At 73.1% G+C, this 20,902-nt stretch carries 16 protein-coding genes; 9 read left to right on the top strand and 7 right to left on the bottom strand.

The window, feature by feature from the left end; translation table 11 throughout:
* Positions 1 to 4 precede the first annotated feature (4 nt).
* Both ACZ7C5_RS05875 and ACZ7C5_RS05880 read right to left on the bottom strand, forming a co-directional pair.
* Positions 5 to 1,366 (bottom strand): cytochrome P450, encoded by a 1,362-nt coding sequence (locus ACZ7C5_RS05875; protein WP_470322068.1) that lies wholly within the window; start codon positions 1,364 to 1,366, stop codon positions 5 to 7.
* A 120-nt stretch (positions 1,367 to 1,486) separates the two neighbouring features.
* Positions 1,487 to 1,651: a thiocillin family RiPP gene (locus tag ACZ7C5_RS05880; RefSeq protein WP_188296352.1), complete on the bottom strand. Its 165-nt coding sequence runs from the start codon at positions 1,649 to 1,651 to the stop codon at positions 1,487 to 1,489.
* Between the two features lie 261 nt (positions 1,652 to 1,912).
* Here ACZ7C5_RS05880 and ACZ7C5_RS05885 point away from each other — a divergent pair, with 261 nt between their 5' ends.
* Together ACZ7C5_RS05885 and ACZ7C5_RS05890 are read left to right on the top strand one after the other, a co-directional pair.
* A complete protein-coding gene (locus ACZ7C5_RS05885; RefSeq protein WP_401085135.1) occupies positions 1,913 to 2,917 on the top strand; it encodes an ABC transporter ATP-binding protein in 1,005 nt (334 codons plus the stop codon).
* A complete protein-coding gene (locus tag ACZ7C5_RS05890) occupies positions 2,914 to 3,774 on the top strand; it encodes an ABC transporter permease (RefSeq protein WP_401085138.1) in 861 nt (286 codons plus the stop codon). Before ACZ7C5_RS05885 ends, ACZ7C5_RS05890 begins: the two co-directional genes overlap by 4 nt.
* Positions 3,775 to 3,853: 79 nt before the next feature.
* Here the strand turns inward: ACZ7C5_RS05890 and ACZ7C5_RS05895 are convergent, their stop codons facing one another.
* Positions 3,854 to 4,495 (bottom strand): hypothetical protein, encoded by a 642-nt coding sequence (locus ACZ7C5_RS05895; RefSeq protein WP_470322069.1) that lies wholly within the window; start codon positions 4,493 to 4,495, stop codon positions 3,854 to 3,856.
* Between the two features lie 308 nt (positions 4,496 to 4,803).
* Between ACZ7C5_RS05895 and ACZ7C5_RS05900 the strand changes: the two genes are divergently transcribed.
* On the top strand, positions 4,804 to 5,778 hold the full coding sequence (locus ACZ7C5_RS05900; RefSeq protein WP_470322070.1) for an HNH endonuclease: 975 nt from the start codon (positions 4,804 to 4,806) through the stop codon (positions 5,776 to 5,778).
* 98 nt (positions 5,779 to 5,876) lie between these two features.
* Here ACZ7C5_RS05900 and ACZ7C5_RS05905 read toward each other — a convergent pair whose 3' ends face one another.
* The 3 genes from ACZ7C5_RS05905 to ACZ7C5_RS05915 form a co-directional block, all read right to left on the bottom strand.
* The gene (locus ACZ7C5_RS05905; protein WP_470322071.1) at positions 5,877 to 7,319 is read right to left on the bottom strand and encodes a glyceraldehyde-3-phosphate dehydrogenase; all 1,443 of its coding nucleotides are present in this window, start codon (positions 7,317 to 7,319) and stop codon (positions 5,877 to 5,879) included.
* A gap of 196 nt (positions 7,320 to 7,515) precedes the next feature.
* Positions 7,516 to 9,900: an ATP-binding protein gene (locus ACZ7C5_RS05910; RefSeq protein WP_470322072.1), complete on the bottom strand. Its 2,385-nt coding sequence runs from the start codon at positions 9,898 to 9,900 to the stop codon at positions 7,516 to 7,518.
* 24 nt (positions 9,901 to 9,924) lie between these two features.
* Positions 9,925 to 10,125, bottom strand: coding sequence for a hypothetical protein (locus tag ACZ7C5_RS05915; RefSeq protein WP_470322073.1), 201 nt, complete (start codon positions 10,123 to 10,125; stop codon positions 9,925 to 9,927).
* Between the two features lie 354 nt (positions 10,126 to 10,479).
* On the opposite strand from ACZ7C5_RS05915, the gene ACZ7C5_RS05920 reads away from it, so the two are divergent.
* The 6 genes from ACZ7C5_RS05920 to ACZ7C5_RS05945 all read left to right on the top strand — a co-directional run bounded on the left by ACZ7C5_RS05920 (position 10,480) and on the right by ACZ7C5_RS05945 (position 19,289).
* Positions 10,480 to 12,654, top strand: coding sequence for a UvrD-helicase domain-containing protein (locus ACZ7C5_RS05920; RefSeq protein ID WP_470322074.1), 2,175 nt, complete (start codon positions 10,480 to 10,482; stop codon positions 12,652 to 12,654).
* Between the two features lie 189 nt (positions 12,655 to 12,843).
* Positions 12,844 to 13,311, top strand: a complete 468-nt coding sequence (locus tag ACZ7C5_RS05925) for a GreA/GreB family elongation factor (protein ID WP_470322075.1) — start codon at positions 12,844 to 12,846, stop codon at positions 13,309 to 13,311.
* Between the two features lie 207 nt (positions 13,312 to 13,518).
* Positions 13,519 to 14,943, top strand: coding sequence for an MFS transporter (locus ACZ7C5_RS05930; protein WP_470322076.1), 1,425 nt, complete (start codon positions 13,519 to 13,521; stop codon positions 14,941 to 14,943).
* Positions 14,931 to 15,815, top strand: coding sequence for a formate dehydrogenase accessory sulfurtransferase FdhD (gene fdhD, locus ACZ7C5_RS05935; RefSeq protein ID WP_401085159.1), 885 nt, complete (start codon positions 14,931 to 14,933; stop codon positions 15,813 to 15,815). The genes ACZ7C5_RS05930 and fdhD overlap by 13 nt, the downstream gene beginning before the upstream one ends.
* 3 nt (positions 15,816 to 15,818) lie before the next feature.
* A complete protein-coding gene (locus tag ACZ7C5_RS05940) occupies positions 15,819 to 16,799 on the top strand; it encodes a LysR family transcriptional regulator (protein WP_401085162.1) in 981 nt (326 codons plus the stop codon).
* 87 nt (positions 16,800 to 16,886) lie between these two features.
* A complete protein-coding gene (locus tag ACZ7C5_RS05945) occupies positions 16,887 to 19,289 on the top strand; it encodes an FdhF/YdeP family oxidoreductase (protein ID WP_470322077.1) in 2,403 nt (800 codons plus the stop codon).
* A gap of 52 nt (positions 19,290 to 19,341) precedes the next feature.
* Here ACZ7C5_RS05945 and ACZ7C5_RS05950 read toward each other — a convergent pair whose 3' ends face one another.
* The gene (locus ACZ7C5_RS05950) at positions 19,342 to 20,643 is read right to left on the bottom strand and encodes a YhgE/Pip domain-containing protein (protein WP_401085165.1); all 1,302 of its coding nucleotides are present in this window, start codon (positions 20,641 to 20,643) and stop codon (positions 19,342 to 19,344) included.
* Between the last annotated feature and the right edge of the window lie 259 nt (positions 20,644 to 20,902).

Genomic DNA, 20,902 nt, shown 5'->3' on the forward strand with positions numbered 1-20,902 from the left:
GCCTTCACGGCCGCCCCGCCCCCGCGCCGGCCGGCTCCCGCGGCGGGGTCCGGACGGGCAGTTCACGCAGGCCGCCGAAGACGAACTGCGGGGACCAGCGGACGGTCCCCTCGTCCAGCGGCGTGGTCAGCTCCCGTGTGGCGCCGGCCGCCGCGAGGGTGCGCAGCACCGCGGCGCCGGCCATCAGGGACAGCGGGGCACCGAGGCAGTGGTGCGGACCGTGGCCGAAGGCCAGATGGCGCAGTTCGGCCCGGTCCGGGTCGAAGCGGTCGGGGTCGGCGAAGCGGCGGGGGTCGCGGTTGGCCGCCGCGTAGAGCAGCAGGGCGACCCGGCCGGCCGGGATGACGGTTCCGCCGACCTCGACCTCGCGGGTGAGGGCGCGGGCGCTGGCGCGCACCGGGCTGCCGAGGCGCTGGGCCTCGTCGAAGACTGCCTCGGCCCGCTCCGGGTGCTCGCGCAGCAGCTCGGCGAGCCCGGGCCGGCGCAGCAACTCCCAGACGGCGACGGCGAGTCCGGAGGTGAGGGTCTCCAGCCCGTTGGCCAGGAGCATGACCACGAAGGCCAGCAGGTCCTGGTCGTCGAGCCGGCCCTCGGCCCTGGCCACGGTCAGCCGACTGATCAGGTCGTCGCCCGGCGCGGCGGCGCGGGCGGCGCAGAGTTCCTCGACGTACGCGCGGAACTGCTCGAACTCGGCGTCGAGTTCGGCGATCCGCTGCTCGTCGGTGGTGGTCTGCCCTTCGGCGGCCCGCTGCTCGTCGGTGGTGCGCTGCCCTTCGGCGGCCCGCTGCTCGTCGGTGGTGGTCTGCCCTTCGGCGGCCCGCTGCTCCCCGGCGGCCGGCCCGAAGTCGTCCAGCAGCGAGCGGGCGACCAGCCGGGCCCAGCCGGTGACGCGCTCCTGCTCGCTGTCCGGGATGTCCAGGATCGCACAGGAGACGGCGACCGGCAGCGGCACCGCGAGGTCCGCCACCACGTCGAACTCCCCGGCGCTCAGAAGGGGTTGGAGCATCCGGTCGACGGTCGCGGTGATCCGTCCACGCATCTGCTCCAGCCGGCGGGCGCTGAACGCCGTGGTGGCGAGCCGCTTCAGCCGGATGTGGTCGGCGCCGTCGCGCATCGGGAGCATCCTGGCGACGACCCGGGCGAGCGCGGTGGCGCCGCTGCGGGGCAGGCCGACCGCGGTGGGGTCGACCACGGTCCCCGGGTGGGTGAGGACGGTGACGATCTCGGAGTGGCCCGAGACGACGTGGACCCGCCCGAGGTCCAGGACGGGCGCCTCGGCCAGCAGCCGACGGTAGAGCGCGGGTGGGTCGTGCTGCGCGGCGGGCTCCTGGATGAACCGCGTCAGCGCGTGCCGGAGGCTGTCCATCGCCCGGCTCTCCTCACTGGTCAGGTCCTGCTTGCGGAACGGGGATCGCAGATCGCCGGGGAACGGCGGAGGGGTGCCGCGGTGGCCCCGCCGGAGCGGGCCCACCGCGGCACAGATCCCTTACTCCGCGGCGGTCTCGACCGCGTTGGAGACCGAGCTGAAGCTGGAGACCGGGCAGGCTGCGCAGGCCAGCGAGCTCACGCTGACACCCGCGTTGACGCCGTCCAGCTCCTCGATCTCGATGTCGAACTGCTCGTTCTCGGCGATCTCCTTGTTGTCCGCCATGGCGGTCTCCTCCCGGAACGGTCCGCCGGCCCCGGCGGGGCCGGTCGGATTCCTCGCCACCGTTTCCGCTTCCGGTTTTCCCGGCTGCTCCCGGCGACGAGGAAAACTATGCCCGGCCCTTTCCGAACGCCCCAGTAGGAGATGTCAGGAAAACCCCCATGGAAAAACTCACAGCCCTCGGCATGACATTTTGAATATGCTCTGACCTGCAATTTTGTCGCGCACTTGCGCTCTCTCCACCATCCCCCGCAGGCTGCTCCCATGACATCAGACAAAGGCCTTTCCGAGCGGCGGGAAAAGGCCGTGGAGGTGCACCGGCTGCACCATCGCCACGGCGACCACGAAGCCGTCCGGGGAATCTCCTTCAGCGTCCCGCACGGCGAACTCCTCGCCCTGCTGGGTACCAACGGCGCCGGCAAGACCACCACCCTGGAACTGCTCCAGGGCTACCGCCCGCCGACCGCCGGCACCGTCCGCGTCCTGGGGCTCGACCCGTACGCGCAGGGCACGGCCGTCCGGCGCCGCACCGGGATGATGCTCCAGGAGGGCGGCTTCTTCCGCGACCTGACCGTCCGGGAGACCGTCGACGCCTGGCGGACCTTCACCACCGGTGCCCGGCCCACCGGCGAGGCGCTGGAGCTGGTCGGACTCACCGACCGCGCGCGGACCCGGGTCGGGCAGCTGTCCGGCGGTGAACGACGGCGCCTGGACCTCGCGCTGGCGGTGCTGCGCACCCCCGAGGTGCTCTTCCTCGACGAACCGACCACCGGCATGGACCCGCAGGCGCGGCAGGCCACCTGGCAGACCGTCCGCGACCTGCGGGCGGCGGGCACCACCGTCCTGCTGACCACCCACTACCTGGAGGAGGCCCAGCAACTCGCCGACCGGGTCGCCATCCTGGACCGGGGCCGGCTCACCGCGCTCGGCACCGTCGCCGAGGTGCTGTCGGGCCGCGGCACCCGGATCACCTTCCCGCTCCCCGCCGGCGTCGGCGCCGACCGGCTCCCGCTCGTCCCCGGCGGGCACGCCAGGGTCGTAGCCGGAACGGCCGAGTACACCGTCGAGCGCACCGGGCCGGCGCTGGCCGCCCTGCACGGCTGGGCCGCCGGCCTCGCCGTCGAACTGGACGGCCTGGAGGTGCGCGGCGCCTCCCTGGAGGACGTGTTCCTGGACCTTCCCGGGCTGGAACTGCCCGGAGCGGAGCCGCCCGAGGCGGCGAGGCCCGGAGCGGAGCCGCCCAGGACTCGGGAGGTGTCGGCCCGGTGAACCGTTCCCCGATCGCCCCCGCCACCCCCTCCTCCTGGATGGCCCTCCCCTCCTGGACCGGCTACGCCCTCGCCCAGTTCCGGCTGTCCTGGAAGGTGTTCTGGCGCAACCGCCGCTCCACCTTCATCGGCTTCCTGCTCCCCGTACTGCTGACCCTGGCCGTCGCGGCGCCGCTGCGCGGCCGGGAGATCGCCGGCGTGCCGGCGGCCGGGTACGTCGCGCTGGGCTTCGTCGGCTTCGCCCTGGTGACCGTGTTCATCAACCTGCTGAACGGCCTGGTGGCCCGACGGGACGACCTGGTGCTCAAGCGCCTGCGCGGCACCGAGGTCCCGCCCGACGCGGTGCTGGCCGGGCAGTTCGGCGCGGCGGGCGCGGTGCTGCTGGTCCAGACCGTCCTGCTGGGCGCGCTCGCGGTCGGCTGGTTCGGCGCGCCGCTGCCCGCCGACCCGCTGCTGCTGCTCGTGTTCCTCGCGGCGGGCTTCGCCCTGTTCGCCCTGCTGGCCGCGGCACTGTCCGGGCTGACCCCGAGCGCCGAGGCGGCCCCGCTGGTGGCGACCCCGGTGCTGCTGCTGTCGATGTTCGCGGGCGGGGTGGCGACCCCGCTCGGCTCGCTCCCCGGCTGGTTGCAGGCCCCGGCCCACGCGCTGCCGCTGACCCCGGTGGTCGAGGGGCTGCGCACCGCCTGGTTCGGACGGGCCTTCGGCACGGAGACCTGGTCCGGGCCGCCACTGCCCGAACTCGGCCTGTTCGGCGGCTGGCCCCACACGGTGGGCTCGCTGGCCCTGCTCGCGGCCTGGACCGCGGGTGCCGCGATGCTCACCCGCCGGCTCTTCCGCTGGGAGCCCCGCCACGGCTGACCGCCGGCCCTCCCGATCCGGAGCCTTCCCCACCCGGGGACCGCTCCGGACCGGCCCGGGCCTGCCTACGACCGTGTCCTCAGCCCACACCGAGCCCGGCGTCCGGCGTCTTCCCGGACTGCGCCTGCTCGATCCGCTTGACCAGCATCACCGCGAGCCGCCGCGTCCTGGCCACGTCCACCGGGCCGCCCTCGCTGGTCACGCTCGCCACCACGGTGCCCGAGCGCAGCACGATGCCGACGCCTTCCCCCTCGGCCAGGGGCCCCTGGAAGGCCTGGCTCTCGCTGCCCAGCGCCGGCATGTCCAGCTTCGTGAACTGCCCGGCGGCGTACGAGGCGTAGCTCTCCTTCAGGCGCTGACCGGCCGCGTCCCGGCTGGGCAGGGTGTCCACCAGGAAGCGGACCACCACGTCCCCCGAGGAGAACCGGACGGACCCGCTCAGCGGCTTCCCGGCGCAGGAGGCGGCGGCACCGGCGCAGGTCACCTTGTGGTCGGCGGTGTCGACCCGGCGCTTCTCCTCCTCCCACCCGGCCATCACGGTGGCGTCCGGCAGCACCTGCGCGACCACCTTGTCGTCCAGCAGCGCCGCCTCCAGGTCCCCGCGCGGCGCCTCCGCGGCCGCCGGCGCAGCCGGGGCCGACGCGGACCCCGACGCCGCCGGAGCCGTGGCCCCGGTCTCGGTGGCCGCCGCCGAGGCGGGCGCGGACGCAGCCGCGGACACAGCCGCCGACGCGGACCCGGACACCACAGCCGCCCCCGCCGTCGCGGCCGGCCCCGACCCGGACCCCGCCGGAGCGACCGCCCCACCGGCACTCTTCGACCCCCCGGAGGAGCACCCCACCAGCACACCCGTCAGCATCCCGGCCACCGCCACCGCGGCAACCACCCGCCGACCACCCATCCCCATCGCCCTCCCTCGACCTGTCAGTGACCCCTCAACATAGCGACCACCCGACCCCCACCCCGCCCCGGGGCCGCCCCGCGAACTTCCCATCAGACTGTCCGATCGTGCGACTATCCTCCCGTCCCATGTCTACCGACGATCCGCCGACAGCGTTCGCACGCACCCGCGATGCCCTCACCCGCTCGGACCTGGTCGGCCTGCTGGGCTCCCTGCACACCCACCGCAACGCCACCGCCGGACGCCCGAGCCGCCACCAGCCGCTCTCCCTGTTCTGGGCGATCACCCGCGTCGCGGCGGACCGGCCCCGGCTGGCGCCCTGGTCCGAATTCAGCGGCGAAGTCAAGCCGCTGCTGGAGGAGTTCGGACTGAAGGGCTCCCGGCCGACGCCTCAGTACCCCTTCTGGTATCTCCAGGGCAGCGGCCTCTGGGAGGTGCACGGCGTCTCCGGTTCCGACGGCCGCTCGATGCCGGACACCGCGTTCTTCAACCGGAACCAGCCGACCGCGGGCCTGACCGAGGAGGCCACCGAGCTGCTGCGCGCCCCGGCCACCCGGCTGGAGGCCCTGATCGTCCTACGCGACCGCTACCTCCACGACATCGACCTGTCGGCCCTGTTCGACCACGTCGGGATGCCCGGCTACACCACGGCGGGCAGCCTCACCGACCGGCCGGCGGACGAACCAGAGGAAGCGTCCGTCCCTCCGCAGCGGTCCGGCGGCCCCGCCCCGCGCAAGGAGGCCGCCACCTCCCGGATCGTCCGGAACACCGCCCTGGCGAACCGGGTGAAGGAGATCCACGACTTCCGTTGCCAGGTGTGCGGTACCCGGCTGGCCTCCCGCCGAAGGCCCTACGCCGAGGCGGCCCACATCCAAGGCCTCGGCAACCCCCACCAGGGCCCGGACGAACTGCACAACCTGCTGTGCCTGTGCCCGAACCACCACGTGCTCTTCGACGGACTGGAGATCCACGTCAACGCCGAGGGCGTCGTGCGCGAGACCCACGGCAACGGTGATCTCGGCCCGCTTCGCCGCCACCGGGACCACCCCGTCGACGAGGCGTACCTCCGCTACCACCGGAACCTGTGCGGCCTCAACCACTGAGCAGCGCCCGCACGGTACCGCCCCCGGAACGCCGGCGGGGCGGTGACCGACCGGTCACCGCCCCGCCCTGCTGCTCCTCTGCCTGCCCTACCGGTGGATCAGACCGCCGGGGCCGGGAAGGTCGGGTACTCGACGCCCGAGATGTACTGCACGACCCGGACGACCTGGCACGAGTAGCCGAACTCGTTGTCGTACCACAGGTAGAGGATCGCGTTGTCGCCCTCGACCTTGGTCGCGCCGGCGTCCACGATCGAGGCGTGGCGCGAGCCGATGAAGTCGCTGGAGACCGCGTCGGGCGAGTCGGTGTAGTCGATCTGACGCTTCAACGGCGAGGTCAGCGAGATGTTCCGCAGGTACTCCAGGACGTCCTCGCGGGTGGTCTCCCGCTTCAGCTGGAGGTTGAGGATCGCGATGGAGACGTCCGGCACCGGGACGCGGATCGAGCTGCCGGTGATCTTCGCCTGGAGGTCCGGCAGGGCCTTGGCGACGGCCGAGGCGGCACCGGTCTCGGTGATCACCATGTTCAGCGGCGCCGAGCGGCCGCGGCGGTCGGCCTTGTGGTAGTTGTCCAGCAGGTTCTGGTCGTTGGTGAACGAGTGGACGGTCTCCACGTGGCCGCGGACCACGCCGTACTCGTCCTCCATCGCCTTCAGCGGCGGGACGATGGCGTTGGTGGTGCAGGAGGCGCAGGAGATGATCTGCTCGTCCGGCTTGATCATGTCGTGGTTGACGCCGTGCACGATGTTCGGGACGTCGCCCTTGCCCGGCGCGGTCAGCACGACCTTGGCGATGCCGGGGCGCAGGTGCTTCGACAGGCCCTCGCGGTCGCGCCAGCGGCCGGTGTTGTCGATCAGGATCGCGTCCTTGATCCCGTACTCCGTGTAGTCGACCTTGGTCGGGTCGTCGGAGTAGATCACCGTGATCTCGTTGCCGTTGACGACGATCTTGTTGTTCGCCTCGTCGACGGTGATCGTGCCCTGGAACTGGCCGTGGATGGAGTCCCGGCGCAGCAGCGAGGCCCGCTTGACCAGGTCGTCGCCGCCGCCGTTGCGCACGACGATGGCCTTCAGCCGCAGGCAGTTGGCCGAGGCCTTCTCGACCAGCAGCCGGGCGACCAGCCGGCCGATCCGGCCGAACCCGTACAGCACGACGTCCTGCCCGGACCGGCGCTCCAGCTTGTTCTCACCGGTGGCGCCGGCGACGGCCTGGGCGGTGAACTCCGCCACCGACAGCCCGCGGTCGTCCGCCCGGTACGTCGCGGCGAGCATGCCGAGGTCGATCTGCGAGGGGCCGAGGTCCAGGGTGGTCAGGGCCTCCAGGAACGGCATCGTCTCGGTGACCGAGAGCTCCTCGCCGGCTATCTGCCGGGCGAAGCGGTGCGTCTTGAGGAGGCTGACCACCGACTTGTTCACCAGGGACCGGCTGTGGAGCAGGACGGTGACGTCCCGCTCCCGGTGCAGCCGCCCGATGATCGGGATCATCGACTCCGCGATCTCCTCGCGGTTCTTCCAGTCCGTGAACACGTCGTCGTTGACAGTCACAAGTCCATCTTTCGAGCTGAGGGTGTTGCCCACATGGTAGCTTCGCCCGCCCGCGCCCCGACCGCCGGTCCCTCCCCCACCCTCTCCACCCGAGCCCCCCACCTGCGCCTTCACCCCTCACCCCGCTCCGCGAAGGTGATCACCGCCACCTTCAGCCGCCCCCGGGCTCGCGGGGGCGGCGGCCCGTGGAGACGGCTCAGGCGTCCTCGTCCAGGGCATCCGTCAGCCGGTCGCGGAGGCGCAGCGCACCGGGATCGGTGAAGTCGCCGATCAGGGTCAGCGCCTCGCGTCTGTGCTGCCGCACGATGTCCTGCGTCCCGCCGCCCTCCAACGAGTCGGCGAGGTGGCCGAGGGCCACCGCCCACTGCCACCGGTCACCCAGGTCACGGTGCACGGCGATGGCACGGCGATGGAACCCGCTCGCCTCCTGGGCCCGGCCGAGTTCCAGGTACGTCCGCCCGGCACCGTCCCAGGCGAGTGCTTCGCGGCTGCGGTCGCCGAGGCTCCGTTGCAGGACGGCTGCACGCTGGTAGGAGGCGAGGGCGTCGGGGAGTCGGCCCGCCGCGCGTTGGGCATCTCCGAGCTGCGCCAGCCAGTACGCCTCCGCGACGGCGCTGTCGAGGTCCACCGCGAGGTCGACGGCGCGCTGAGCGCTCTCCAACGCCTCGTCCGTCCGCCCGCCGTCGAGCTGGATCCGGCTGAGGATGCGTAGCGCGTTGCCCTCGGCCCAACGGTCGGCCGCCTCGTGGAACGCCTCCAGGCCCGCACGGGCCGCCCGCTCCGCGTCCGGGAGCCGGCCGAACTCCGCCTGGGCCTCGGCGAGGTTGACCGCCGTCCGTGGCTCCCAGTAGGCGTCGCCGAGGGCCTGGAACAGAGCACGAGCCCACTCGAAAGCCTCCTGGGCACCCGGGAGTTCGCGCCTGCGCAACCTGAGGAGGCCGAGTCCGTTGAGGGTCAGCGCTTCGCCTGCCGGATCGTCGATTTCACGGCGGATGGCGAGTGCGGCCTCGTACTGTTCGGCGGCCTGGTCGAGGCCGCTGGACTGGGTGTACGCCATGCCCAGACTCTCGTGCAGCTCCGCCCGCGCATGTCTGTCGTTGCCGCGCCGAGCGGCCTCCAGGCCCAGACGCGAGGTCGCGAACCAGTCCTGGAAGGTGTTGCGCGACATGTAGAAGGCCCGGAGGACGATGGCGAGTTGCCAGACGTACTCATCCAGGCCCAGGGCAGCCGCGGTCCGCGTCGCCGAAGCGAGGTTGTCCCGCTCCGCCTCGAACCACTCCCGGGCGGCAGCCGCATCACTGAAGGCCGCGGCCTCCACCGCGGGGTCGAGCGGGGCGAGCGCGACCCGGGGCTCATGGGGAGCAGTGCACGCCTGGGCCGCGTCGGCCGCGTGGAGGTACCAGGCCAGCGCCCGCCGGACGGCCCGCTCGCTCTCCTCCGGCTCCTGTTCACGCTTCACCTGGTCGACGGCGTAGGCGCGCAGCAGGTCGTGGAACCGGTAGCGGTCCGGTGCGGTCTGCTCGACCATGTGCGTCGCGACCAGCCCGTCGAGCAGCCGACCCGTCTGCCGCGCGCTGCTCGCGACCAGCGCGGCCGCGGCCGCGGTACTGAACTCACCGGTGGGATGGAGGCCGAGCATCCGGAAGAGCCGTGCCGCGCCGGCGGGCAGTGCCCGGTACGACCAGGCGAAGACGGAGCGAACCGCCTCCGACTCCTCCTCGTCCTCACTGGACAGCGCGTCCCACAGGCTGGATTCGTCCCGCAGGTCACGGATCAGGTCGTTCAGCAGCATCCGCGGCCGGCCGGCCGCGCGTTCGGCCGCGATGCGCAGGGCCAGCGGCAGGCGGGCACAGAGCCGGGCCAGCTGCGCGAGCTCGTCCGGATCGTCCCCGCCCCGGTAGTCCGCCGTGACCGCGCGCAGCAGTTCGACGGCGTCGTGCTCCGCCAGTACCTCCAAGGTCAGGTGCCTGGCCCCCTCCCGCACGCCGAGGCCGGAGAGGCGGTGCCGGCTGGTCGCCACGACCAGGCACCCGGGAACACCCGGCAGCAACGGGCGGACCTGGGCGGCGCTCGATGCGTTGTCCAGGACGATCAGCATCCGGCGGCCGGCCACCAGGGAGCGGTAGGCCGATGCCATCGCCTCGGGGTCGGTCGGTATCGCCGGCGCCGGCACGCCGAGCGCGCGCAGGAACCGTTCCAGCACCTGCGCGGCGGCCACCGGCTCCTGCGGATCGTAGCCGTGCAGGTTCGCGTAGAGCTGCCCGTCCGGGAAGCGATCACGGACGGCGTGCGCCCAGTGCAGGGCCAACGAGGTCTTGCCGACTCCGGCCGTGCCGGTGAGCACCAGGACCTGGGCCGCGAGCGGGTGCTCGGCCAGCAGGCGGTCCATGGCTTCCTGTTCCACGATCCGGTTGACGAAGCCGCGGACGTCCGTGGGCAGTTGCCGGGGCACCGACTCGCCGTACCGGGCGGCAGGGGGCGGCGCCGCGTGGAAATGGACCGGTCCCTGGATGTCCCGAGCCTGCACGACGTGCCCGGTGGAGGACCCCGACAGCGACGAGCCGACGCTGCCGGGGGACACCTCGGGGCTCCCTCGCTCCACCGTTCAACCCTCCACCGGGACGCGGGCCGTGAGGGTCTCGATGCCCTCGCCGTGGTCGTACAGGCGGGCGATGAACTCCGCCACCCGTGCCCTGGCCGTGTGACCGGTGGAGCGAATCGCTCCGCTCAGGACGCCGGCCTCGTCGTACGCGACGCGCACGCGCGGCACGGCGTCGGGATCAGCGTCCCAGGGCTGGCGCATCATGCCTCCGGAAGGTCGCGTGAGCGGCTGGCTACACACCGTACAAATCCGCTCGACTCCACGTCAACGAAATACCCACCCGCCCGACCGTGATGGCACGTCGGTCCGCTGTCGGCCGGTGCCGGATACGCGGCTCCGCGCACGACGGGCCGAAGGGGAGATCGCCGCCGCCACGCGCTGGGGCAGGGCGGACATCCTGTCCGGCGCCGACCGGCTCGCCGAGCGGGCGATCGACCTGTGGCCGGCTCCCGTCGGTTCCCCGGCGGCCGTCCGCCCGTGCCGCGGGTGATCACTCGGCCAGTACAGTGAGGCGGACTGCCCGGCCGCGCGGGCGGGCAGGGGCGCGAGGGGGCCGGGGTGGCGACGCTGGGCATGCACCGGGACTTCCTGATGGAGTTCGCGGCGCTGGAGAAGCCGGTGCAGCGGCGGGTCTTCGAGACCTTCGAGAAGTTCACCGAGGCCACCCACGCCGGCCTGCACCTGGAGAAGCTCACCAACCAGCGGGACCCCCGGATACGGACCATCCGGATCACCGACTTCTGGCGCGGGGTCGTCCTCAAGGCCGACCGGGGCGACGGCTACCTCCTGCTGAAGGTCCTCCCGCACGACAAGGCCAACGACTGGGCCTGCAAGCACCGGGCCTCGGTCAACGCCGCCACCCAGGGCGTCGAGATCCGCAACGACGTCGCGCTGGAGCGGGCCTCCCGGTCGCTGAAGGTGCTGGCCGCCGACGAGCCCAGGAGGCTCTTCGCCGACCGCTCCGACAAGGTCCTGCGCAGCCTGGGCGTCGACGAGGAGATCCTGCCGATCATCCGGCTGCTCCCCGACGAGGCCCACCTGGAGGCGCTCCACCGCGTGCTACCGGAGCAGCAGTTCGACGTCCTGATCGGCCTGGCGAGCGGGATGGAGCCGGCCGAGATCGACCGCGAGATCGTCCGGGCGTACGTCCGGACGGCCACCCCCGCGAGCGTCGGACAGCCCGCCGGCGGACTGCTCTCGGCCATGGTCCGCGCGCGCGGCAGGGTCGCCCTGGTCTCCGGGCCCGACGAGCTGCGGGAGATCCTGGCCCGCCCCTTCGACGCCTGGCGGATCTTCCTGCACCCGGCCCAGTACCGGGTCGCCTACCGGGAGTCGTACAACGGGCCGGCCCGGGTGACCGGCGGTCCCGGGACCGGGAAGACGGTGGTGGCCCTGCACCGGGCCCATCACCTGGCCCGCCGGCTGCCGGCGGACGCGCCTGACGGATCGATTCTGCTGACCACCTTCTCCGAGGACCTCGCCGCGGAGCTGGAGCGCTGCCTCGCCCTGCTCGTCACGGACGAGCGGAGCCGGGCGAAGATCCGGGTGGTCACCGTCGACGCGCTCGCCGACGAGGTCCTCCGGCGCACGCGCGGCGGCGCCCCGCAGAAGGTCCTCTTCCAGCAGCACGCGGTCCTCGCCCGCTGGGGACGCGTCGCCCGCCGGCTCGGCTCGGAGTTCACCGACGTGTTCCTCGACCAGGAGTGGCGTCAGGTCGTCCTGGCCCAGGTGATCGAGAGCCCCGAGCAGTACCTGCGGGCACCGCGGTCCGGCCGCGGCAAGGCCATGGGGCCGAAGGAGCGGGCCCGGCTGTGGCGCGTGGTGGCCGCGTTCGAGGAGGAGCTGCGGAAGGCCGGGGAGCTGACGTTCCTCCAGGTCTGCGCGCAGGCCGCACGGGTGCTCGACGAACGGGACGAGCGCCCGTTCCGGCACGTGGTGATCGACGAGGCGCAGGACCTGCACCCCGTCCAGTGGCGCTTCCTGCGCGCGCTCGTGGCCGCCGGGCCGGACGACCTGTTCCTCGTCGGCGATCCGCACCAGCGGATCTACGGGAACAAGGTCTCGCTGCGCTCGCTCGGCATCCAGGTGGTCGGCCGCTCCTCCCGCCTCCGGATCAACTACCGGACGACGCAGGAGATCCTCAGCTGGTCCGCCTCCCTGCTCACCGGCGAGCGCCCGGACGACATGGACGGCGGGACGGAGTCACTGGCCGGCTACCACTCGACCCTGCACGGCGCGCACCCCGAGGTCCACGGCCATCCCGACAAGGCCGAGGAGATCCGGGCCCTCGTCGCCCGCGTCGAGGAGTGGATCGCCTCGGGCGCGAGCCCCGAGGACATCGGAGTGGCCGTACGGAGTGGCCGGCTCGGCCGCGACATCGCCCAGACCCTGGAGCGGAGCGGGATTCCCGCCTCCCCCCTCGGCAACGCACCGTCCCCCGGCGTCCGGGTCGGCACCATGCACCGGATGAAGGGGCTGGAGTTCCGCTGTGTCGCCGTGGTGGGCGTGAGCGACGGCCTGATTCCCCTGCGCAGCGCGATCACCCCGGCGGACACCGACCCGCAGCAGCACCAGGAGGACCTCGACGGCGAGTTGAGCCTGCTCTTCGTGGCGTGCACGCGCGCCCGGGAAGCCCTCGCCGTCTCCTGGCACGGGGCACCCAGCCCGTTCCTCGAACCGGTCGTCGCGCAGCGGGTTCCGGTGCAGGAACGGTTCGGCGTCCTGACCCTCTGACACGGACGGACGGCTGGCCTCGCACACGGACGGCCGGCAGGCCGCCGGCCCGGCAGGTCGCCGACCCGCCGGCCGTCGGAATCCGCCCACCGCCTCCGGTCCGGCCGGACTTGCCCGGGGCCGCGGGCGGTGGGGTAATGGGAGGCGGCCGGTGTTCGAGCGTGTGACGAGCAGCTCCGGGAGCTTGGGATGAGCGGTGGGCCGGAACCGATCAGTGCCGAGGGCCTGCGTGCGGTGCGGGAGGAGTTGGCGCAGCTGCGGGCGGAGCGGGGGGAGGTGGCCGCGACGCTGCGCGGGGTGGAGCCGGTGGGGGACCGGGCGGACGCGGCGGACGAGTTGCAGCGGGCGTCGGAGGTGACCCGGCTGGACCGGCGGATCACCGAGCTGGAGGTGCGGCTGCGGGAGGCCGAGGTCGCCGGGGAGCCGTCCGCGCGGGTGGTGGGGGTGGGGTCGACGGTGACCGTGCGGTTCGACGACGGCGCGGAGGAGACCGTCGAGATCTCCGAGCTGGCGGAGGAGCGGGATCTCACCCTGGTGACCTTCGACAGCCCGCTCGGGAAGGCGCTGCTCGGGCGGCACGCCGGGGACACGGTGCACTACGACACCCCGGCCGGTGCGGCCAGCGCGGTGGTGCTGTCGGTGGGCGCCACGGCATAGCCCGGTCGGAATTCCCGATCGCATTGTTCAGGATATTCCGAGGGCATTTCGATGGCATGCCGGACAGTGCATTCGGGAATTCTTCGATAGGCGCCGCCTGTCAGCTCAAAGGAACGGCTTCTTTGACGCCCCGCGACGACGGACCACACACTGGACCTGCGGAGATCCAGGAATGGCCGGAAAGTCGGAAACGGGGCAGAACAGCGCATGGGCGGCACCGAAGATATTCCCGTTCCGCGCTCCGCCCGCCGCTGGTTTCCGGCGGCCGCCGCCGTCGCCGTCGCCGCCTGGGGCGCCAACCAGTTCACCGCGCTGGCCACCGTGTACCGGGCGCGCACCGACTGGTCGGCGCTCTCGCTGGCCGCGATGTTCTCGGTCTACCTGGTCGGCCTGGTGCCCGGGCTGCTGCTGGGCGGCCCCGCCGCCGACCGCTACGGGCGGCGGCGGACGGTGCGCGGCGCGCTGGCGCTGTCCGCCGCCGCCAGCGTGGTGCTGGCCCTGGCGGACGAGCCGGGCGTGTACGCCGCCCGGCTGGGCACCGGCTTCGCGGCCGGGCTGGCCTTCCTGGCCGGGACGGCCTGGCTGCGCGAGCTGTCCGGCCCCGGGACGGCACCCGAAACGGCGGCCCGCCGTGCGATGTACGCCACCGGTACGGGCTTCGCGGCGGGGGCGCTGGTCTCCGGGGTGGTCGCCGAGTGGCTGCCGGGACCGATGGTGCTGCCGGGCCTCGCCCACGCTCTGGGCTGTCTGCTGGTACTGCGGGCCACCCGCGGGCTCCCGGAGACCGCCCGGCGCGACCGCGGCACGCCACCGCACGGCACACCACCGCACCACACGTCACCACACCGCACGTCGCCGCAGCGCACCGCGGCCGTCCGCCACCCCCGGTTCCGCTACGTCGTGCTGCCCGCCAGCCCTGCCGTGCTCGGCGCCGCCACCGTGGCGTACGTGGTGCTGCCGCCGCTGGTCGCCGACCGGGTGCCCGGCTACGCGCCGCTGTTCAGCGGCCTGGTGGCGGCGCTGACCCTGGCCACCGGGGTGGTCGCCCAGCCCTTCGCCGCCCGGCTGGACGACGCGGACAGCGCCCGGGCCACCCTCACCGCGATGGCCACGGTGATCGCCGGACTGCTGCTCGGTGCCCTCGCCGTCGTCCGTGACTCGGTCGGCCTGGTGGTGGTGGCCGCCGTCGTCCTCGGCACCGGGTACGGGCTGACGCTCGGCGCGGGGCTGCACGAGGTGGAGCGGCTGACGGCGCACTCCTCCGAGCCGACCTCCGCCTCGCTCTACCAGAGCACCACCTCCAGCGGCTTCCTCACCCCGCTGCTGCTCGCCGGCACCGCCGGTCACGCCTCCTATCCGGCGCTGCTGGCGGGCATGGCGGCCATCGGCCTGCTCTGCCTGGCGGTCACCGCCGCCCACGGCCGCCGCCATCTGCCCGGCCCGTCGGGCCGGGACGACCTACCGGGTCAGGCCAGCGCGACGGGCCGGGACGGCCTGCCCGAGCAGACCAACCAACCCGACCAGCCCCGCCTGCCCGGCCCTCCCGGCCCGCGCGCCGCCGCCAGGAGGGAGGATTCATCCGTACAGACCGGAGCGACACCACCGAGGAGCCGACGACCATGGGCCGAGTGACCGTACCCCGCAGAGTGCTGCGCCTGCGCCAGGGCGTGCCCTCGTACCGCCCCGACACCCTGGCCGCCGAGGAGCCGATGGAGATCCGGGTCGGCGGGCGCCCGCTGACGGTGACCATGCGCACCCCCGGCAGCGACTTCGACCTGGCGGCCGGCTTCCTGGTCAGCGAGGGCGTGGTGCACGCCGCCGGGCAGGTCGCCGGCATCCGCTACTGCGCGGGCGCGACCGCCGACGGCGGCAACACCTACAACGTGGTGGACGTCCTGCTCGCCCCCGGCGTGCCCGCCCCCGACGCCTCGCTGGAGCGCAACTTCTACACCACCTCCTCCTGCGGCCTGTGCGGCAAGGCCAGCCTGGACGCGGTGCGCACCACCGCGCCGTGGAGCGTCGCCGAGGACGGGCTTCGCGTCACCCCCGCGCTGCTCTCGGCGCTGCCCGACCGGCTGCGCGCCGCCCAGAAGGTCTTCGACAGCACCGGCGGCCTGCACGCGGCGGGCCTGTTCGACGCCGACGGGCGGCTGCTCTGCCTGCGCGAGGACGTGGGCCGGCACAACGCCGTGGACAAGGTGGTCGGCCACGCGCTGCGCGAGGGGCTGCTGCCGGCTCGCGGCACGGTGCTGATGGTCAGCGGCCGAGCCTCCTTCGAGCTGGTGCAGAAGGCCGTGATGGCGGGCATACCGGTGCTCGCGGCGGTCTCCGCGCCGTCCTCGCTGGCGGTGGACCTCGCCGAGGAGACCGGGCTGACCCTGGTCGGCTTCCTGCGCGGCGACTCGATGAACGTGTACACCCGCACGGACCGCGTCGACACCGACCGCACCGGCACCGACCGCGTCGCCACGGACCACGTCGACACCGCCACCAGGGCCGAGTAGCAGATGCTCTTCCGCCAGCTGGAATACCTCGTCGCGCTCGCCCACGAGCGCCACTTCGCCCGTGCCGCCCAGGCCTGCCACGTCTCCCAGCCCGCCCTCTCCGAGGCCCTGCGCAAGCTGGAGGACGAGTTGGAGGTGCTCCTGGTGCGGCGCGGCCGCGCCTACGAGGGCCTGACCCCCGAGGGCGAGCGGATCGTGCTCCGGGCGCAGCGCATCCTGGCCGACCGGGACGCCCTGCGGGACGAGGTGGACGCGCTGCGCACCGGCCTGGGCGGACGGCTGCGGATCGGCTCGGTGCCGACCGCCTCGGGCGCCGTCCCGCTGCTCACCGCGCCGTTCTGCGCCGCCCACCCGCTGGCCTCCGTGGAACTGTCCACCGATCTGCGCTCCGACGAACTCCTGTGCCAGGTACGGAACTTCGAGATCGACGCGGGCATCACCTACCTGCCGGACCCGGGCGCCGACAACACCGGCAAAACCGACGACACCGGCAACACCCACGACACCCACGACACCCGCGACACCGACGGCCTGCGCGCGCTCCCGCTCTACGAGGAGCGGTACGTCCTGCTGACCGGCCCGGCCGACGAGCTGGCCCGGCACCCGCGGGCGACCTGGGAGGAGGCCTCCCGGCTGCCGCTGTGCCTGCTGGAACCCGGCATGCAGGGCCGTCGGGTGCTGGACGGGGTGTTCGCCGGCCTCGGGCTGGCGCCGGCGCCGAGCGTCGAGACCGATTCGGTGGCCTCGCTCTTCGCCCACGTCCGCACCGGCCACTGGGCGAGCATCGTCCCGTACGCCTGGCTGCACGTGTTCGGCGTGCCGCGCGGGATGCGGGCCGTCCCGCTGGCGGAGCCGGCGCACAGCGCGCCGATCGCCCTGGTGACCGCCGCCCGGGAGCCCGGCTCGGTGATGGCCCGCGCGCTGCTGGCGGTCGCCCGGCGGACGGATGTCGCCGCCGTCCTCGCCACCCTGCCGGAGGAGTGAGCGCTCGGCGCGCGGCCCCCGACCGCCGGACGTAGCGTCGACCCCAACGCCGGGTGCCCGACTCCCGAGCGACGGAAGGCGACCACCGTGACCACCTCCGACGACACCGCCCCCACTCCCCCACGGGAACCGCAGGGACCGCAGGGACAGCAGGAACAGCAGGAACAGCAGGGACCGCCACCGGAACAGCCGCGGAAGCGGCCGAAGAACGACGGCCCCTCCCCCGCCGGCCCGCCCCACGTCCAGCCGTACCACCACCCGGCCGCCGGCTGGGGAGCAGCGAAGAGCGTCACCCGTTTCCTGCTGCGCGAGGGCGCGTACCTGGACGGGCCGCGCGCGGTGATGCGGATGAACCACGAGGACGGCGGCTTCGACTGCCCCGGCTGCGCCTGGCCCGACGACACCAAGGGCCTGCACCTGGACATCTGCGAGAACGGCATCAAGCACGTCACCTGGGAGATGACCCGCAAACGGGTCGGCCGGGAGTTCTTCGCCGCGCACTCGGTGACCGAGCTGTCCGGGTGGAGCGACTTCGCGCTGGAGGACCAGGGCCGGCTCACCGAGCCGATGGTCTACGACGCGGACACCGACCACTACGTGCCGATCGGCTGGAAGGACGCGTTCGCCCTGGTCGGCGGCGCCCTGCGCGGGCTGGACGACCCGAACCGGGCCGCGTTCTACACCTCGGGCCGGCTCGGCAACGAGGCGACCTTCCTCTACCAGCTGCTGGCCCGCGAGCTGGGCACCAACAACCTGCCCGACTGCTCCAACATGTGCCACGAGGCCAGTGGCCGCGCGTTGCAGGCCGCGCTCGGCACCGGAAAGGGGACGGTCGACCTCAAGGACTGGGAGGTCACCGACGCGCTGTTCATCCTGGGCGTCAACGCGGCCTCCAACGCGCCCCGGATGCTCACCTCGCTCGCCGAGGCGTACAAGCGCGGCGCGCAGATCGTCCACATCAACCCGCTGGTCGAGGCGGCGGCGACCCGGACGATCATCCCGCACGACTTCACCGACATGGCGCTGAACCGGGCGACCCGCACCGGCACCCTGAACCTCCAGCCGCGGATCGGCGGCGACATGGCGCTGCTGCGCGGCATGGCGAAGGCGATCCTGGAGCAGTCCGCGACCGACGAGCGGGCTCTGGACCGGCTGTTCGTCGAGCGCCACACCAGCGGCTTCGAGGCCTACCGCGACGTCTGCGAGAGCACGCCCTGGGAGGAGATCGAGCGCCAGAGCGGGCTGGACCGGGCCGCCGTCCTCAAGGCGGCACGGGTCTACCGGGAAGCCGACCGCTCGATCTTCAGCTGGTGCCTGGGCGTCACCCAGCACGAGCACGGGGTGGACACCGTCCGGGAGATCGTCAACCTCCTGCTGCTGCGCGGCAACCTGGGCCGCGAGGGCGCGGGGCCCTCCCCGGTGCGCGGGCACAGCAACGTCCAGGGCAACCGCACCTGCGGCATCGACCACCGGCCCGCCGACGCGTTCCTGGACCGGCTCGCCGAGGTGTGCGGGATCGAGCCGCCGCGCGAACACGGGCTGGACACCGTCGGCACGATCGAGGCGATGCGGCGCGGGGAGATCGAGGTGTTCGTCGGCATGGGCGGCAACTTCGCGCTCGCCGCACCGGACACCCCGTACACCCACCAGGCCCTGGCAGCCTGCGAGTTGACCGTCCAGGTGAGCACCAAGCTGAACCGCAGCCACCTGGTGCACGGGCGGCGGGCGCTGATCCTGCCGTGCCTGGGCCGCACCGAGAAGGACCACCAGCGGGCCGGGGTGCAGTCCACCTCGGTCGAGGACTCGATGAGCATGGTGCACCTGTCGGTCGGGATGAAGCGCCCGGCCTCGCCGCACCTGCTCTCCGAGCCCGCGATCGTCGCGGGGATCGCCCGCGCCGCGCTGCCGGACAGCCCCACCCCGTGGGAGTGGTACATCGAGGACTACGACCGCATCCGCGACACCATGGCCCGGGTGCTGGACGGCTTCGAGGACTTCAACCGCCGGGTGCGGCTGCCGCTGGGCTTCCGGATCAAGCAGCCGGCCCGCGAACTGGTCTTCCTCACCCGCTCCGGCAAGGCCGAGTTCTCCACCGCCCCGCTGCCGGACGTGGTCCCCGCGCCCGGCACCCTGGCGCTGGGCACGATGCGCTCGCACGACCAGTGGAACACCACCATCTACTCGGACGACGACCGCTACCGGGGCGTGAAGAACCTGCGCACCCTGGTGTTCATGAACCCGGACGACATGCGCGAGCGCGGCCTGGCCGAGTTCGACCGGGTGGACGTCACCAGCACCGCCGGGGACGGCAGCACCCGCTCGGTGCACGGCTACCTGGCCGTCCCCTACGACATCCCGCGCGGCTGTGCGGCCGGGTACATGCCGGAGCTGAACGTGCTGTGCGCGATCGGCGACTTCAGCACCCAGAGCGACCAGCCGATCATGAAGCACCTGAAGGTGACCGTCGAACGGGCCGGAAGGACGGGCTAGCCGCCGGAAGGACGGGCCGGACGGACCGGACGGACCGGACGGACCGGACGGGCTAGTCGGAGGGCTGAGGCGTCCAGCGGTGCAGGCCCTTGCGGTCGTAGTAGCGGGTCATCCCGAAGCCGAACAGCAGGGCCAGCACCACGCCGACGCCGATCATGATCCACCCGCGGGTCAGCCCGGCGTCGGCCCTGGCGTCGAAGAAGAGGATCGCCCGGATGCCATCGCTGAGCTGGCGCATCGGCTCGAAGACGCTCAGGAAGCGGTAGAAGCCCGGCACCGCCTGGAGCGGGACGGTGGCGCCGGAGGAGGGCAGCGCCAGCGCGATGAAGACGAACATCGACACCAGCTGCCCGATCCCGCCGAACGCGGCGTTGATCGCCTGCACTCCGAGGCCCACGGCGAGGCTCGCGCAGTAGGCGAAGATCCAGAGCAGGGCCTGGTGCGGGGCGTCCATGCCGAGGATGCCGACCGAGCAGAGCAGCACCAGTGAGGTGGTGAGCAGCATGATCCCGGCCGTCATGACCATCTTCAGCAGCAGGGTCTGGGTGCGGCTGATCGGGACGGTCGGGCGGCGGGTGTGCCAGGGGCCCAGCTCGCTGTCGCTGTAGCCGAGCGCGCCGTCGACGCCGTTGTGGATGATGTTGCCGCCGATGAAGCCGGTCAGCACGGCCAGCAGGGTGTAGTAGAAGGCGCTCAGGCCGAGCCCGCTGTGGCCGCCGATCGGGTGGCCGACCCGGGTGGTGACGGCGATCGGGTCGGCGAGCAGCAGTCGCGCGGTGGCGCCGGTGTCCGGGCCGGGGACGCCGGAGGCGGGTACGGCGGCGAGCAGCTGTTTACCGGCTGCCAGCGAGGCCTGGTGGGCGGCGTTCTGGGCGATCTGCGCGGCGATCGAGGCGCCGAGGCTGCCCATGCCGGGGTTGGTCAGCACAGTGACGGCCGGCCGTTCGGTGGCCCCGCCGGTGGCCAGTGCGGTGACGGCGGCGCTGAAGTCCTTCGGGACGACGAGCGCGCCGTAGACCTTGCCGGAGGCGAGCTGCTCGCGCAGCCCGGCCGCGTCGACCTGCCGCCACTCGACGGTGCCGTCGGGGGTGCCGGCCACCACGGCGCCGGCCAGCTGGGCCCCGAGGGCGGCCGGCTGACCGGGCGGCGGCGGGCCCTGGTCCTCGTTCACCAGGGCGATCGGCAGCCGGTGCAGGTGCCCGCTCGGGTCGAGGATGCCGCCCATGTAGAGCAGTGAGAGGACGACGGCCAGCAGGCCGCACAGGAGGCTCGGGAAGAGCCAGAGCTTCGGGTGGCGGGCGAGCGTCAGCGCCCGCGCCTGCCGGGGGGACCCCTGGGAGTCTGCGGTCGCCATGCCATCCCTCGGGTTCGGGCACACCCTGGTGCCGCTGCGGGTACGGCGGGAAGTCGTTCCGTGACGGCCGGAGGGCCAAACCCCCGTCACCCGGCCGGCCGCCGTACCGAAGCACCCACAAAAGGTAAAGATTTAACCAAGTGCGCAAGTATCACCTCCGGGTGGGGCTAGGCTCTGACGAGTTGGGGTGAACCGGCGGTCGCGTTCCGCGGGCCGGTGAACTCCTTGCCGCGTCGATGACACGCACCACGGGGTGCGC

This window comes from Kitasatospora sp. NPDC036993, assembly GCF_055607525.1.

Bases quoted from the DNA above. Each gene is read 5' to 3' on its own strand.
- ACZ7C5_RS05875 (WP_470322068.1), bottom strand. From the start codon at position 1,366: ATGGACAGCCTCCGGCACGCGCTGACGCGGTTCATCCAGGAGCCCGCC.
- ACZ7C5_RS05880 (WP_188296352.1), bottom strand. From the start codon at position 1,651: ATGGCGGACAACAAGGAGATCGCCGAGAACGAGCAGTTCGACATCGAG.
- ACZ7C5_RS05885 (WP_401085135.1), top strand. From the start codon at position 1,913: ATGACATCAGACAAAGGCCTTTCCGAGCGGCGGGAAAAGGCCGTGGAG.
- ACZ7C5_RS05900 (WP_470322070.1), top strand. From the start codon at position 4,804: ATGTCTACCGACGATCCGCCGACAGCGTTCGCACGCACCCGCGATGCC.
- ACZ7C5_RS05915 (WP_470322073.1), bottom strand. From the start codon at position 10,125: ATGATGCGCCAGCCCTGGGACGCTGATCCCGACGCCGTGCCGCGCGTG.
- ACZ7C5_RS05925 (WP_470322075.1), top strand. From the start codon at position 12,844: ATGAGCGGTGGGCCGGAACCGATCAGTGCCGAGGGCCTGCGTGCGGTG.
- ACZ7C5_RS05930 (WP_470322076.1), top strand. From the start codon at position 13,519: ATGGGCGGCACCGAAGATATTCCCGTTCCGCGCTCCGCCCGCCGCTGG.
- fdhD (WP_401085159.1), top strand. From the start codon at position 14,931: ATGGGCCGAGTGACCGTACCCCGCAGAGTGCTGCGCCTGCGCCAGGGC.
- ACZ7C5_RS05940 (WP_401085162.1), top strand. From the start codon at position 15,819: ATGCTCTTCCGCCAGCTGGAATACCTCGTCGCGCTCGCCCACGAGCGC.
- ACZ7C5_RS05950 (WP_401085165.1), bottom strand. From the start codon at position 20,643: ATGGCGACCGCAGACTCCCAGGGGTCCCCCCGGCAGGCGCGGGCGCTG.